Origin of the sequence: Streptomyces rugosispiralis (assembly GCF_024505145.1) — a bacterium.
Classification (GTDB): domain Bacteria; phylum Actinomycetota; class Actinomycetes; order Streptomycetales; family Streptomycetaceae; genus Streptomyces; species Streptomyces rugosispiralis.
On sequence record NZ_JANIAA010000009.1, the window covers coordinates 1 to 14509 of the forward strand.

Annotated in this window: 13 protein-coding genes; 11 read left to right on the top strand and 2 right to left on the bottom strand. The window is 71.4% G+C overall.

Features of this window, described 5'->3' with window-relative positions; genetic code table 11:
• The 4 genes from NP777_RS16535 to NP777_RS16550 all read left to right on the top strand — a co-directional run.
• On the top strand, nucleotides 1-214 hold a 214-nt coding region (locus NP777_RS16535; protein WP_256650920.1), incomplete at its 5' end, for a flavodoxin-dependent (E)-4-hydroxy-3-methylbut-2-enyl-diphosphate synthase.
• Between the two features lie 23 nt (nucleotides 215-237).
• The gene (gene dxs / locus NP777_RS16540) at nucleotides 238-2205 is read left to right on the top strand and encodes a 1-deoxy-D-xylulose-5-phosphate synthase (RefSeq protein WP_256650921.1); all 1968 of its coding nucleotides are present in this window, start codon (nucleotides 238-240) and stop codon (nucleotides 2203-2205) included.
• A complete protein-coding gene (locus tag NP777_RS16545) occupies nucleotides 2202-3611 on the top strand; it encodes an aspartate aminotransferase family protein (RefSeq protein ID WP_256650922.1) in 1410 nt (469 codons plus the stop codon). Before dxs ends, NP777_RS16545 begins: the two co-directional genes overlap by 4 nt.
• A gap of 17 nt (nucleotides 3612-3628) precedes the next feature.
• On the top strand, nucleotides 3629-4822 hold the full coding sequence (locus NP777_RS16550) for a serpin family protein (protein WP_256650923.1): 1194 nt from the start codon (nucleotides 3629-3631) through the stop codon (nucleotides 4820-4822).
• A 37-nt stretch (nucleotides 4823-4859) separates the two neighbouring features.
• Here NP777_RS16550 and NP777_RS16555 read toward each other — a convergent pair whose 3' ends face one another.
• Nucleotides 4860-5684, bottom strand: a complete 825-nt coding sequence (locus NP777_RS16555; RefSeq protein ID WP_256650924.1) for a tyrosine-protein phosphatase — start codon at nucleotides 5682-5684, stop codon at nucleotides 4860-4862.
• A gap of 166 nt (nucleotides 5685-5850) precedes the next feature.
• Between NP777_RS16555 and NP777_RS16560 the strand changes: the two genes are divergently transcribed.
• Together NP777_RS16560 and NP777_RS16565 are read left to right on the top strand one after the other, a co-directional pair.
• Nucleotides 5851-7962 carry an alpha-galactosidase gene (locus tag NP777_RS16560; protein WP_256650925.1) on the top strand — a complete coding sequence of 704 codons (2112 nt, stop codon included), beginning with the start codon at nucleotides 5851-5853 and terminating at the stop codon, nucleotides 7960-7962.
• Between the two features lie 79 nt (nucleotides 7963-8041).
• Nucleotides 8042-8839 carry an SGNH/GDSL hydrolase family protein gene (locus NP777_RS16565; RefSeq protein ID WP_256650926.1) on the top strand — a complete coding sequence of 266 codons (798 nt, stop codon included), beginning with the start codon at nucleotides 8042-8044 and terminating at the stop codon, nucleotides 8837-8839.
• A gap of 178 nt (nucleotides 8840-9017) precedes the next feature.
• On the opposite strand, the gene NP777_RS16570 is transcribed toward NP777_RS16565, so the two are convergent.
• Nucleotides 9018-9461 carry an ATP-binding protein gene (locus tag NP777_RS16570; protein WP_256650927.1) on the bottom strand — a complete coding sequence of 148 codons (444 nt, stop codon included), beginning with the start codon at nucleotides 9459-9461 and terminating at the stop codon, nucleotides 9018-9020.
• Nucleotides 9462-9597: 136 nt separating this feature from the next.
• Here NP777_RS16570 and NP777_RS16575 point away from each other — a divergent pair, with 136 nt between their 5' ends.
• The 5 genes from NP777_RS16575 to NP777_RS16595 all read left to right on the top strand — a co-directional run bounded on the left by NP777_RS16575 (nucleotide 9598) and on the right by NP777_RS16595 (nucleotide 14365).
• Nucleotides 9598-10464 carry a helix-turn-helix domain-containing protein gene (locus tag NP777_RS16575; protein ID WP_256650929.1) on the top strand — a complete coding sequence of 289 codons (867 nt, stop codon included), beginning with the start codon at nucleotides 9598-9600 and terminating at the stop codon, nucleotides 10462-10464.
• 3 nt (nucleotides 10465-10467) lie between these two features.
• On the top strand, nucleotides 10468-10719 hold the full coding sequence (locus tag NP777_RS16580) for a DUF397 domain-containing protein (protein ID WP_078956534.1): 252 nt from the start codon (nucleotides 10468-10470) through the stop codon (nucleotides 10717-10719).
• Between the two features lie 360 nt (nucleotides 10720-11079).
• Nucleotides 11080-11982 (top strand): glycoside hydrolase family 19 protein, encoded by a 903-nt coding sequence (locus NP777_RS16585; RefSeq protein ID WP_256650930.1) that lies wholly within the window; start codon nucleotides 11080-11082, stop codon nucleotides 11980-11982.
• 121 nt (nucleotides 11983-12103) lie between these two features.
• A complete protein-coding gene (locus NP777_RS16590; RefSeq protein WP_256650931.1) occupies nucleotides 12104-13036 on the top strand; it encodes a GNAT family N-acetyltransferase in 933 nt (310 codons plus the stop codon).
• A 69-nt stretch (nucleotides 13037-13105) separates the two neighbouring features.
• Nucleotides 13106-14365: an MBL fold metallo-hydrolase gene (locus tag NP777_RS16595; protein WP_256650932.1), complete on the top strand. Its 1260-nt coding sequence runs from the start codon at nucleotides 13106-13108 to the stop codon at nucleotides 14363-14365.
• Nucleotides 14366-14509 lie beyond the last annotated feature (144 nt).

A 14509-nucleotide genomic window follows, 5' to 3' on the forward strand; every position in this document is an offset into this window, starting at 1 on the left:
GTGTGTGGTGAACGGTCCTGGTGAGGCGCGGGAAGCGGATCTGGGGGTGGCGTCAGGCAATGGCAAGGGGCAGATCTTCGTCAAGGGCGAGGTCATCAAGACCGTGCCGGAGTCGAAGATCGTGGAGACCCTGATCGACGAGGCCATGAACATCGCGCGGCGCATGGTGGACGAGGGGGGCCCGTCGGGTACCCCGGACGTCACCGTGAGCTGATACACCGAGGAGGGGAACCGACCGTGCCGTTGCTGGAGAACATCCGGGGCCCGCACGACCTCAAGGCGCTGACCGGTGAGGAACTGGCCGCGCTCGCCCAGGAGATCAGGGAGTTCCTGATCGACGCGGTGGCCAGGACCGGGGGCCATCTGGGACCGAACCTCGGCGTGGTCGAGCTGTCCATAGCCCTGCACCGCGTCTTCGACTCGCCCGCCGACCGCATCCTGTGGGACACCGGCCACCAGTCCTACGTCCACAAACTGCTCACCGGCCGCCAGGACTTCTCCAAGCTCCGCCACAAGGGCGGGCTGTCCGGCTATCCGTCACGGGCCGAGTCCGAGCACGACATCATCGAGAACAGTCATGCCTCCACCGTGCTGGGCTGGGCCGACGGCCTCGCCAAGGCCAATGAGGTGCACGGGAGCACCGACCATGTGGTGGCCGTCATCGGGGACGGGGCGCTGACCGGCGGGATGGCCTGGGAGGCGCTCAACAACATCGCCGCCGCCCGGGACCGGCCGCTGGTCATCGTCGTCAACGACAACGAGCGCTCCTACTCGCCGACCATCGGCGGGCTCGCCAACCACCTCGCCACCCTGCGCACCACCGACGGCTACGAGCGCTTCCTGGCCTGGGGGAAGGACGTGCTGCAGCGCACCCCCGTGGTCGGCCAGCCGCTGTACGGATCGCTGCACGGCGCCAAGAAGGGGTTCAAGGACGCCTTCGCGCCGCAGGGCATGTTCGAGGACCTGGGGCTGAAGTACGTGGGCCCCATCGACGGCCATGACACCGAGGCGGTCGAGTCGGCGCTGCGCCGCGCCAAGCGGTTCCACGGCCCGGTCCTCGTCCACTGCCTCACCGAGAAGGGGCGCGGCTACCCGCCCGCGCTGGAGGACGAGGCGGACCATTTCCACACAGTGGCCGCGATGGACCCGCTCACCTGCGCGCCGCTGACTCCCTCCGGCGGCCGCTCGTGGACCTCGGTGTTCGGCGAGGAGATGGTGCGGATCGGCGCCGAGCGGCCCGATGTGGTCGCCCTCACCGCCGCGATGCTGCACCCCGTGGGCCTCGCCGGCTTCGCCGAGGCGTATCCCGAGCGGGTGTGGGACGTGGGCATCGCCGAGCAGCACGCGGCGGTCTCGGCGGCCGGGCTCGCCACCGGCGGACTCCACCCGGTCCTCGCCGTCTACGCCACCTTCCTCAACCGCGCCTTCGACCAGTTGCTCATGGATGTCGCCCTGCACAAGTGCGGGGTGACCTTCGTCCTGGACCGGGCCGGTGTCACCGGCACCGACGGGCCGAGCCACAACGGCATGTGGGACATGTCCGTCCTCCAGGTGGTGCCGGGGCTGCGGATCGCCGCCCCGCGCGACGCGGACCAGCTCCGTGCCCAGTTGCGCGAGGCGGTCGACGTGGACGACGCGCCGACCGTCATCCGCTTCCCCAAGGAGTCGGTGGGGGAGCCGATTCCGGCGCTCGACCGGGTGGGCGGGATGGACGTCCTGCGCCGGGGCGAGGACGTCCTCCTCGTGGCGGCCGGGGTCATGGCCCCCGTCGCGCTGCGCGCCGCCGAGCTGCTGGCCGGGCGCGGTATCGGCTGCACGGTGGTGGATCCGCGCTGGGTCAAGCCCGTCGACCCCGAGCTGCCCGGACTCGCGGCGCGCCACCGGCTGGTGGCGGTCGTGGAGGACAACGTGCGCACCGGTGGGGTGGGCGCGGCGGTGGCCCAGACGCTGCGGGACGCCGAAGTCGACCTGCCGGTACGGACGTTCGGCATCCCCGAGGCGTTCCTGGCGCATGCCAAGCGCGGTGAGGTGCTCGCCGACATCGGGCTCACCCCCGCCGAGATCGCGGGCCGGATCGGGGCGGCCCTGACCCGGATCGGGGCGGTCCACCCGGAACAGGCGCCTACCGCCGCCGGGGCCCGTACCCCCGCCCAGGCCGGTACGACGGCCGAGGCCCGTACCGCCGCCAAGGAGAGCCAGGCATGACAGCAGCCGAGCAGCAGCAGCGGCGTTCGGGCTTCGACCTCGGGAAGCTGCTGGCCGAGCGCGCGTCGGAGCGGTACGACCTGCACACCCGGCACCTCAACCACCAGCTGCCCCGGATGCTGCGCACCATCGGGTTCGACAAGGTCTACGAACGGGCCGAGGGCGCGTACTTCTGGGACGACGAGGGCCAGGACTACCTCGATATGCTCGCCGGCTTCGGGGTGATGGGCCTGGGCCGCCACCACCCCGTGGTCCGCAAGGCGCTGCACGACGTCCTGGACGCCGACCTGGCCGATCTGACCCGCTTCGACTGCCAGCCGCTGCCCGGTCTGCTGGCCGAGCGGCTGCTGACCCACGCCCCGCACCTGGACCGGGTCTTCTTCGGCAACAGCGGCACCGAGGCCGTCGAGACGGCCCTGAAGTTCGCCCGCTACGCCACCCGCAAGCCGCGCGTCCTGTACTGCGCCCACGCCTTCCACGGGTTGACCACCGGCGCGCTGTCGGTCAACGGCGAGGACGGCTTCCGGACGGGGTTCGCCCCGCTGCTGCCCGACACCCAGGTCGAGATGGGTGACCTCGACGCGCTGGAGCGGGAGCTGGCGCGCGGGGACGTGGCGGGGTTCGTGGTGGAGCCCATCCAGGGCAAGGGGGTGCACGAGGCCCCGCCCGGCTTCCTGCGCGCCGCGCAGGAGCTGCTCCACCGCCACAAGGCCCTGCTCATCGCGGACGAGGTGCAGACCGGCCTCGGCCGCACCGGGGACTTCTTCGCCTACCAGCACGAGGAGGGCGTCGAACCGGATCTGGTGTGCGTGGCCAAGGCACTCTCCGGGGGCTATGTGCCGGTCGGCGCGACCCTCGGCAAGGACTGGATCTTCAAAAAGGTCTATTCGTCGATGGACCGGGTGCTGGTCCACTCGGCCAGCTTCGGCTCCAACGCCCAGGCCATGGCGGCCGGGCTCGCCGTCCTCGCCGTCATGGCGGACGAGGAGGTCGTGGCCAACGCCCGCCGCACCGGTGAGCTGCTGCGCGACCGCCTCGCCGCGCTGGTGGACCGCTACGAGCTGCTGCACGACGTCCGTGGCCGGGGGCTGATGATCGGCATCGAGTTCGGCAGACCCAGCTCACTGGGGCTGCGCGGCCGGTGGGCGATGCTCCAGGCGGCGCGCAAGGGGCTGTTCGCGCAGATGGTCGTCGTCCCGCTGCTGCGGCGCCATCGCATCCTCACCCAGGTGTCCGGCGACCATCTGGAGGTCATTAAGCTGATCCCGCCGCTGATCATCGGCGAGCGGGAAGTGGACCGCTTCGTCGAGGCGTTCACAGCGGTCATGGATGACGCACACGACGGCGGCGGCCTGATCTGGGACTTCGGCCGGACGCTCGTCAAACAGGCGGTGGCCAACCGCTGACCGATGGGGGACCCCGCATGATCGACGCGACCGCCGTACGGGCCGTGAACACGATGACGGCGAGGTGGGCGCGGGCGGCCGTGGCGGACGAGGGCACGGCCTTCGCCGCCACCGGGGTCTGGCCGCTGCTCGCCCTGCTCGCGGGCGGTGCCGACGGCCCGGCCCGGCAGGAGCTGGCGGGCGCGCTGGGCGTCGGCGCGGACGGGGCGACGGCGCTCGGCGGGCGGCTGCTCGGGTCGCTGGACGCCATGGACGGCGTCCACGCGGCCACCGGGCTGTGGACCCGTCAGGACCTGCCGATCCGGCCCGAGTGGGCGGCCGCGCTGCCCCCGGGCGTACGCTCCACGCTGACCGGGGACGCCGAGCGTGACCGCAAGGAGCTGGACGGCTGGGCGTCCGCGCGCACCCGGGGCGCGATCGCCGAGATGCCGGTGCCGCTCACCCCCGACACCCGGCTGGTGCTGGCCGGGGCGCTCACGGTGGAGACGGCCTGGCTCCAGCCGTTCCAGCCGGGCCTGCTGAGGCCGGCGAGCGGCCCCTGGCGGGACCGCCGGCTGGCCGGGCTCACCCGGTCCACCGACGACCTCGACAGGGCGCTGCGGGTCGTCCCCGACACCCCGGCCGGTCCGCTCACCCTGTCCGGGGTCGCGGGCGGCAACGGGCTCGACGTCCATCTGGTCCTCGGCGCCGAGGACGCCCCGGGCGGCGAGGTGCTGGAGGCCGGGATCGGCGCGGTGGCCGGGAATTACGCGGGATGGCCCGGCTCGGCGCTGCCGCCGGGCGAGGCCGGGCCCGGGGTCCGGGTGATGGAGGTCCCGAGCTGGGACCCCACACCCCGGGCGATGCTCACCACCCCGCAGTTCACCGTGACGGCGCGGCACGATCTGCTGCGCCGGGCCGAGCTGTTCGGGCTGCGTACCGCGCAGGACACCGCGCGCGGCCACTTTCCGGGGATCAGCCCCGCCGCGCTGGCGCTGTCCTCGGCGGAGCAGTCCATGACCGCCTCGTTCAGCGCCGAGGGCTTCCTCGCGGCGGCGGTGACCGCGTTCGCCACGGCGCCCGGTTCGGCGCCGCCGCAGCGGACGGCGAAGCTGATCAGCGTGCGGTACGAGCGGCCGTTCGGCTTCCTGGCCGTGCACCGCGCCACCGGTCTGGTGCTGACGGCGGGCTGGGTCACCGAGCCGGAGGCCGTAGCCGGCACCATGTGGTGAACCGGTGGGCGGGCCATGAGCCCGCCCGGACCGGGCGTCAGGCCGTGAGCAGCCGCTCGCGGAGCCGGTCGCGCTGCTCGGGGGCGAGGCCGAGCCCCTCGGCGAGATAGCGCTCGGTGCCGCCCCAGGTCTCCTCGATGGTCGTGAAGGCCGCCGCCAGATACTCGGCGCGTGCGTCGAACAGCGGCAGCAGCAGCGCCATGACCTCGGGGGACATGGGGTCGGAGCGGTCCCCCGGAGAGCCCTTGCGCCAGATCTTGTAGCGCCGGTGGGCGGCCGCCGACTCGAGGTAGTCGGCCTCGATGACCTGCTGGTCGACGCCGAGGGCCAGCAGGGTCACCGCGATGGACAGCCCGGCCCGGTCCTTGCCCGCCGAACAGTGCATCAGCACCGGCGAGCTGTCCTCGGCCATGTCGCGGAGGATCCGGCCGTGCTCGACGAGCCGGGTGGTGATGATGGAGCGGTAGGAGCCGATCATGCGCTTCTCGGCCCGGCCCTCGTCGAGCAGCTCGCGCAGGGTCTTCAGATCGCCCTCGCGGACCATGGTCCAGAACCCGGCGCCGTCGGCCGGGTCGGACAGCGGCAGATTGACGTTGCGGACCCCGCGGAGCGTGACGTCCGGGCCCTCCAGCTTGATGTCGGCGGCGTTGCGGAAGTCGAAGACGGTGTGCAGGCCGAGCGAGTCGAGGTAGGCCGTGTCCGTCTCGGTGGCATGGGCGAGATGGCCGCTGCGGAACAGCACTCCGGGCCGTACGCGGCGGCCGTCGGCAGCCGGCAGTCCACCGAGATCACGGAAATTGCGTACCCCCACCAGCCGGCTATCGGTCTGGGGGACCTGCGGCGACTGCGACTGCTGCGTCACGGGCTCTCCTTCACCATCGGCCGCCGACGCGGCTCGTCGACGAGGCGGCTGAAGCTGACCATACGACATGCGTGCAGCGGGCAACCGGTCTCGTGTGAGTGCGGGCATTGCCGCACCGCCCGCCCTCCTCGATCATGTTGATACCTGTGGAGAATTGGGGAGAGCGATGATCGAAACCGGTGGAAGTGGTCGGCTCTGGGTGCTCTCGGGGCGGCACAGTAGCTATGCCCTGCATCTCACCGACCGTGATGAGCTGCTCCATCTCCACTGGGGACCGAGGATCGCGGTCGAGGACGCCGAGGCGCTCGCCGCCGAGCCGGGGCCGCCGGACTGGCCGTTCGAATCACCGCTGGACGGGCGCGAGGAGTACCCGGTGGAGGGCGGCCCGCGCTTCGTTCGCCCCGCCCTGTCCGCACACGCCGGAGGCGTACGCGGCACCGAGTGGCGCTTCGACGGCGACACCGTCCTCGACCCCGGCACCGGCGAGGAGCTGCGGCTGGGCTTCCACGATCCGCTGCACCACCTCGACATCACCCTCCACTACCGGATGCGGGACGACGGCGATGTCATCGAGCGCTGGACCACCCTCACCCACACCGGCACCGCGGGGCAGGAGCCGGTGGAGCTGCTGCGCGCCGACTCCGCCGCCTGGGCTCTCCCGGCGCGCGACCGCTGGCGGCTGTCCCATCTGCACGGCCGCTGGGCCGCCGAGAGCCGGCTCGCCCGCACCGAGCTCACCCCCGGCGAGAAGGTGATCGGCAGCCGCCGTGGCCACACCAGCCATCACCATCTGCCCTGGATCGCCCTGGACGGCGGGGCCGCCACCGAGGAGAGCGGCGAGGTGCACAGCTGCGCGCTCGCCTGGTCCGGGGCGTGGCGGATCGCGGTCCAGCTGTTGAGCGACGGCGCCCTCCAGGCGGTCGGCGGGGTCGGCCACGACGACGCGGGCCAGCTGCTCCTCGCGCCCGGCGAGTCCTTCGGCACGCCCGTCTTCGCGGGGCTGTGGACCGACGGCGGCTTCGGGGCCGCGAGTCGCGCCTGGCACGCCTGGCAGCTCGCGCATGTGGTCCCCGGCGCCGACCGGTCCCGGCCGGTGCTCTACAACTCCTGGGAGGCCACCGAGTTCGAGGTGAGCGAGGAGCAGCAGCGCTCGCTGGCGCGGCTGGCCGCCGGCCTGGGCGTCGAGCTGTTCGTGGTGGACGACGGCTGGTTCGGGGCCCGCACCAGCGACCGGGCCGGGCTCGGCGACTGGACGCCCAACCCGGACCGCTTTCCGCACGGGCTGAAGCCGCTGGCCGACGAGGTGCACGCGCTGGGGATGCGGTTCGGCGTCTGGGTCGAGCCGGAGATGGTCAACCCCGACAGCGACCTCTACCGCGCCCACCCCGACTGGGCGCAGCACCACCCCGGCCGTACCCGCACCGAGTTCCGCAATCAGCTCGTGCTCAACCTCGCCCGCCCCGAGGTGCGCGCGTACCTGTGGGAGCGGCTGGACACCCTGCTCGGCGGCGCACCCATCGACTATGTGAAATGGGACTTCAACCGCTCCTTCGCGGACCCCGGCTGGCCCGGCGACCCCTATCCGCGGCGGCTGTGGATCGACCACGTACGCGGGCTGTACGAACTGCTGGAGCGGCTGCGCGCCGCCCACCCCGGGGTCGCCTTCGAGTCCTGCTCGGGCGGCGGCGGCCGGATCGACCTCGGCGTCCTGGGCCTGACCGACCAGGTGTGGACCTCGGACAACACCGATCCGCTGGACCGGCTGGCCATCCAGCACGGCTTCGGCCAGCTCCACCCGGCCCGGGTGATGGCCGCCTGGGTCACCGACAGCCCCAACGCCATGGGCAACGCCCGGGTCAGCTCGCTGCGCTTCCGCTTCATCAGCGCGATGGCCGGGGTGCTGGGCGTCGGGGGCGATCTGACCCGCTGGAGCGAGGCCGAACTCGCCGAGGCCCGCGACTGGGTGGCGCTCTACAAGCGGGTGCGCCCGGTCGTCCAGCACGGTGAGCTGTACCGGCTGCGGCCGCCGGAGGGCGACGGGCTCAGCGCGGTGCAGTACGTCCGGGGCGCGGAGACCGTGGTGCTGGCCTGGCTCCAGGCGCAGCACTACGGCCGGGCACAGCCTCCGCTGCGGCTGCGCGGGCTCGACCCGGCGGCCACGTACCGGGACCTGGAGAGCGGGGAGGTGCACCGGGGAGCGGTGCTCGCCCACCGGGGCTTGCGCACCGGGCTGCGCGGCGACCTCGACGCCGCCGTATTCCACCTTCGCCGAAACTGACCGGGTGGGATAGATCACCCCACGTCAAGCCCTGGTTACGGTGGCGTAAGTCACGCCATCGGGTGAATGATGTCCCGACGTGGCAGACGATAAGGAGAGATTCAGCAACGGTTCCATCGGGTCGTACGCGGCCGTCGGCGACAGCTTCACCGAGGGCGTCGGCGACCCCGGTCCTGACGGGGTGTTCGTCGGCTGGGCCGACCGGCTCGCCGTCCTGCTGTCCGACCAACGACCCCACGACGATTTCCGCTACGCCAATCTGGCCGTACGCGGTCGACTCCTTGACCAGATCGTGGCCGAGCAGGTGGCCCGCGCCATCGAACTCGGCCCCGATCTGGTCACCTTCTGTGCGGGTGGCAATGACATCCTGCGCCCCGGCAGCGACCCCGACGATGTGGCCGAGCGCTATGAGACGGCCGTGGCCGACCTTCGGGCGCGGGTGGGCACGGTGCTGCTGTGCACCGGCTTCGACACCAGAGGGGTGCCGGTGCTGCGCCATCTGCGGGGCAAGATCGCCACGTATACGGCGCATGTGCGGGCGATCGCCGACCGGCACGGCTGCCCGGTGCTCGACCTGTGGTCGCTGCGCTCGGTGCAGGACCGCCGGGCCTGGGACGCCGACCGGCTGCATCTGTCGCCGGACGGGCACACCCGGGTCGCGCTGAGGGCCGGTCAGGTGCTCGGCCTCGACGTTCCGGCCGACCCCGATCAGCCCTGGCCCCCGGAGGGGCAGCGCACCGCGGCCGAGGTGCGCCGGGACAACATCCACTGGGCGCGCGAATATCTGGTGCCCTGGATCGGCCGACGGCTGCGCGGTGAGTCGTCGGGTGACCATGTGGAGCCCAAGCGGCCCGATCTGCTGCCGCTGCGGCCCTGAACGATCCGTGCCGAAGATCCGTGCCGAACGACCGTGACGAACGATCCGTGACCCGAAGCGGTCCCGGAGGAATAGGGGCAGACCCCCGTTGGCGCCCCGGGGCTGACCGCCCGGTGCGCTGTCGCTGCCCCTATTCCCTCGGCACCGCCCGCGTACGCCGTGTCGTCGCCGCGGGCCGCTATATCGCCAGGTAGGCCCAGACGGCGCGGCCCGCGCCGCCCTGATTCGGCCTGACCCCCCAGGCCTCCGACATGGCCTCCACCAGCATCAGCCCGCGGCCGCCCTCCTGGTCCGCGGTCACCGACCGGGCCTCCGGCACCGTGCGTGCACAGCCCTGGTCGGCCACCTCGAGCCGCAGCCGGGTGCCTATGAGCTGGAGTGAACAGCGGACGTCCTCGCTGGAGGTGTGGCGCACCGCGTTGGTGAAGAGTTCGGAGACGATCAACTCCGCGCTGTCCCGGGTGTCCTGGTCGATGCCCCATGAGCCCAGCCGCCGGACGACATGCCTTCTCGCCTCGGCGACGGACGTGCTCAGCGCCGGCAGACGAAACACGTCGTGGCGGGGCGGAGCGACCACGGTGCCGCCGCGCCCTAACCGGAGAGCCTCATAGGAAGGAGCCACGCCGACACTATGCTCTGTCACGCTCGCGTATGGCAAGGTTCAATCTGTAAATTACAGAATCGCAAGCGCAGGCTGTTCGGAATGCTGAGCCCATGCCAAACTGCTGTGTCGTGAAGGTACTTGGAGGGGGACGGTAGTGGCGGATGCGCGGGCGGGCGGAGCCCCGACCGTCCTGCGAGTCGTGCTCGGCAAACGGCTCCAGGACCTTCGGGAGAAGGCCGGGCTGTCATTCGAACAGGCCGGGCGTGCCCTGGACGTCACCCATGCCACGATCCGGCGGATGGAGAAGGCCGAGGTCGGCCTGAAGCTCCCGTACGTCGAGAAGCTGCTGCGGACGTACGGCGTCACCGACCCCGAGGAGGTCGAGGGGTTCCTCTCCCTCGCGCGCGAGGCCAACAAGGCCGGCTGGTGGCACCGGTTCCGCGATGTCCTGCCGGAGTGGTTCAACACCTTCGTAAGTCTGGAGGTGGAGGCCAATCTGATCCGTGCCTACGAGCCGCACTACGTCCCGGGGCTGCTGCAGACCGAGGACTACGCCCGCGCGGTGCTCCGTGCGGGCATGTCGCATGCGCCCGAGTCGGAGATCGAGCGCAACGTGGCCCTCCGCATGGAGCGCCAGGCGTTGCTCGCCCGGGACAACCCGCCGATGCTGTGGGTGGTCATGGACGAGACGGTGGTGCGTCGCCCCATCGGCGGCGCCGAGACCATGCGGGCCCAGATCACGCGGCTCATCGAGGAGGCCGAGGCCGCTCATATCCGGCTGCAGGTCATGCCGTTCGACGCCGGTCCGCACCCGGCGATGTACGGCCCCTTCCATATCTTCCGGTTCCCGATCCCGGAGCTGCCCGATATCGCGTATACGGAGACGCTCGTCAGCGGCTCCTACTTCGACCAGCGTGATGATGTATCGGCGTTCCTGGAGGCCTTGGACCGGATGTGCGCGCAGGCCGCGCCTGCACAGACGACTCAGGCGATTCTGAGTCGCATTCGCAAGGAGATCTGAACGATGGATCGCATATGCGGGAGCCGCGTCTACAGCGGCATGCCGGCAAGGGACCTCGGCAGCGAGGGCTGGCACAAGCCGTGGAGCGGTGGCAATGGGGGAAGCTGCGTCGAGGCGATGAGACTGACGGACGGGCGGGTGGCGCTGCGCCAGTCGACCGATCCGGACGGACCGGCCCTGATCTACACGCATCTGGAGATGAAACGCTTCATCCAGAGCGCGAAGGCCGGGGAGGCGGACTTTCTGTTCCTGTGACGTCCTGTGTGACGTCCGGTTCTGTGACGCTCATCGTGACCATGGGGATCGAGGGGGAAACGGTGTGACCGACCGACCACGAAGCGACCGGCGGGGCCGTAGCGCCGCGCGGTACGATCGATCGTAGAAATAGACCAGTTCCGTTGAGATCACCGAGGCGCCGGTCCGCCATGGCGGACCGGCGCCTCGGTGCGGATGGATCCCGGGTCGGATCGCCTTCGTGCGCCCGGAATTGCTTCAGAGGCGACTCTTTTGCTCATCCTGGCACAAAGGTTTGGTCTATACCTTGACTGGTATAGACCAAACCGCTTGAGTGTTCCTCGAAGTTCCAGGGCCCCCCACGCGAAGGAGATCGGCCCCATGTGGAGACGACGTGTTCTGGTGCCGCTCGCGGCGACCGCGGCGGTGTGTGCGAGTGTGCTTGTCATGCCCATGGCCTCGGCCTCGGCGGCGGGGACGACCGCCCAGGCGGCCTGCAACTACCCGAACTGGGCGGCCGGCAAGTGGTACGTCACCGGTGACATCGTCCGGTACACCGACGGCAAGTACTACCGCGCGGAGCACGACAACCCGGGCTATGACCCGGTGATCAGCACCTGGTACTGGGAGCCCTACAACTGCGGCGGCGAGGGCCAGAACCCGAGCGGCTTCGTGGTGAGCGAGGCGCAGTTCAACCAGATGTTCCCGAACCGGAACTCGTTCTACACCTACCAGGGCCTGACCGCCGCCCTGAGCGCCTACCCCGGCTTCGCCAACACCGGCAGCGACACCGTCAAGAAGCAGGAGGCGGCCGCCTTCCTGGCGAACGTCAACCACGAGACCGGCGGTCTGGTCCACATCGTGGAGCAGAACACCGCCAACTACCCGCACTACTGCGACTGGAACCAGCCCTACGGCTGCCCCGCGGGCCAGGCGGCGTACTACGGCCGCGGACCGATCCAGCTCAGCTGGAACTTCAACTACAAGGCCGCGGGCGACGCGCTCGGCATCGATCTGCTCGGCAACCCCTGGCTGGTGGAGCGGGACGCCGCGGTGTCCTGGAAGACCGCCCTGTGGTTCTGGAACACCCAGCGCGGGGCCGGCTCGATGACCCCGCACGACGCCATGGTCAACCAGCGCGGCTTCGGCGAGACCATCCGCGCGATCAACGGCAGCCTGGAGTGCAACGGCGGCAACCCCGGTCAGGTGCAGAGCCGAATAGACTCCTACCAGCGGTTCGTCCAGATACTCGGCACCACCCCCGGCTCCAACCTGAGCTGCTGACCGGCCGCTGCTGACCGGCTGCCGCTGACCGGCTGCCGCTGACCGGCGCCGAGCGGCCGTCCGGTCGGAAGCGAGGAAATTGAGGTGCGCCGCTCCGCCGCCACGCGCCAGCCTGGAGCACATGGCGTGGACGGTGACGTACGACCTCGAGGAGTTCCGGGCCGCGGCGGGTGGCTTTCTGCGCGCCCACCCGGCCCGGAACACCACCTTGCTCACGGTGGTCTCCTCCCTGACGGTGGCGGGCAGCGGCAGATACGGCGACGAGCCGCCGGTCTACGGCTGGTGGACCGGGGAGGGGCAGGGCCGGGCGGAGGGCGCGTTCCTGTGCACCCCGCCGTACCCCCCGCTGCTCTCCGCCCTCTCCGGCGAGGCGGCGCGGGCCCTCGCCCGCACCCTCGCCCGGGACGGCGAGCTGAAGATCACCGGAGTGAACGCGGGGCGCGAGACCGCCGAGGCCTTCGCCACCGCCTGGACGGGCCTCACCGGTGCGGCGAGCAGCGTCGACCAGACCCACCTGCTCTATCGTCTCGATGCCCTCACCCCGCCCGACCCCGCCCCGCCGGGGCGGCCCCGGACCGCCACCACCGCCGACCGGGACCTGCTGATCACCTGGTACGAGGGGTTCGCCCGCGAGACCGACGCGCTGAGGGGCGATGTCACGGCGCAGGTGGACGACAAGCTCGGCCATGACGGGATCACGGTCTGGGAGCTCGACGGCCGGCCGGTGGCCTGCGCCGGGATCAGCCGTACGATCGCCGGCATGGCCCGGGTCGCCCTGGTCTACACCCCGCCCGAGCTGCGCGGACGCGGCTACGCGGGCGCCGCCACGGCCGCCGTGAGCGGGGCCGCGCGGGCCGCCGGGGTGACGGAGGTCCTGCTCTTCACCGATCTCGGCAACCCCACCAGCAACGCCCTCTACCAGCGTCTCGGCTACCGCCCGGTGGAGGAGCATCTGGTGCTGTCCTTCTCCGCGGCCGAGGGTGCCGACCTGGCGGCGGAGCGCACCGTCTCGACGGCCGGGCCCGCCGTTCCGGAACAAGGTCACCCCTCGTAAGAGTTGTGTCATTGCAGCCCAACCTCACCGCGCGTTGGAGTGCTCCCGCCCTCTCACCCTGGAGGCCCCGTGACCGGCTCCCATCCGACACGTTCCCGGCTCACCGCAGCCCTGCGCCCCGCCGCCTTCGGGGCGGATCCGAGCGGGGAGCGGATGGAGCGCATCCGGCGGTCGCCGAACTTCGCGAACGGTGTGTTCGTCAACCCGGTGGGGGCCCGTACCGCCCCGTCCGGCTCGATGCTGAAGTTCGCGGCCACCTATTTCCGCAAGGAGGAGCGCGTCCGCCGGGCCCCGGCCGGGACCGTGCCGGTGCATCCCACCACCGTCGCCGATCTGGCCACCCCGCCCGGCTCCGGGCTGCGGCTGACCTGGATGGGGCACTCCAGCGTGCTGGCGGAGATCGACGGGCGGCGGGTGCTGTTCGACCCCGTATGGGGGCAGCGCTGTTCGCCCTTCTCGATGGTGGGGCCCAAGCGGTTGCACCCGGTGCCGGTGCCGCTGCGGGAGCTGGGGCCGGTGGACGTGGTGGTCATCTCCCATGACCACTACGACCATCTGGACATGCCCACGATCCGGGCGCTGGTGCGGAGCCACGCGATGTTCGTCGTCCCGCTCGGGGTGGGGGCCCATCTGGAGCGCTGGGGCGTCCCGGCCGAGCGGATGACCGAGCTGGACTGGCACGAGTCCACCGAGGTCGCCGGGCTCACCCTCACCGCCACCCCGGCCCGCCACTTCTGCGGTCGCGGGCTGCGCAACACCCAGCACACCCTGTGGGCCTCCTGGGTGGTGTCCGGTTCCGGGCGCCGGATCTACCACAGCGGCGACACCGGCTACTTCCCCGGTTTCGCGGAGATCGGCGCGGCGTACGGGCCGTTCGACGCGACCATGATCCAGATCGGTGCCTACTCCGAACACTGGCCGGACATCCATATGACCCCCGAGGAGGGCATGCGGGCCCATCTCGATCTCCAGGGCGGGGACCCGACGCGGGGGGTCATGCTGCCGATCCACTGGGGCACCTTCAACCTCGCCCCGCACCCGTGGGAGGAGCCCGCCGAGGGCACGGTGACGGCGGCCAAGGAGGCCGGGGCGAATGTGGCCGTTCCGCGTCCTGGCCAGCCGTTCGAGCCGGAGCGCGGGCTGCCGCTGGAGTCGTGGTGGCGGGCGATCGCGGCACGGCCGGTGACGGAGGTACCGGCCGCGGCCGAGGGTGTGGCCGAGCCGGCCCTTCCCGCCGGACCGTCCGGCGCCGGGGCTTCGGGGACGGCCGGAAAGCGTCCCGGGGCGACCGGCGGCGCGGACCCCGCGATGCCCATCCCCCAGTCGTAACACGGGGGTTGGCGCCGCCTCCCGAGGCGGTACGACACGGGTTGCTTCTTTGTCGAATGGCGCTGAATGGCGTCCAAACCCTTGTGGTGGACACGGCGCGCTCGCTTGAATGGTTAGGAAAGGTTCCTAACGGATCGCCTCAAG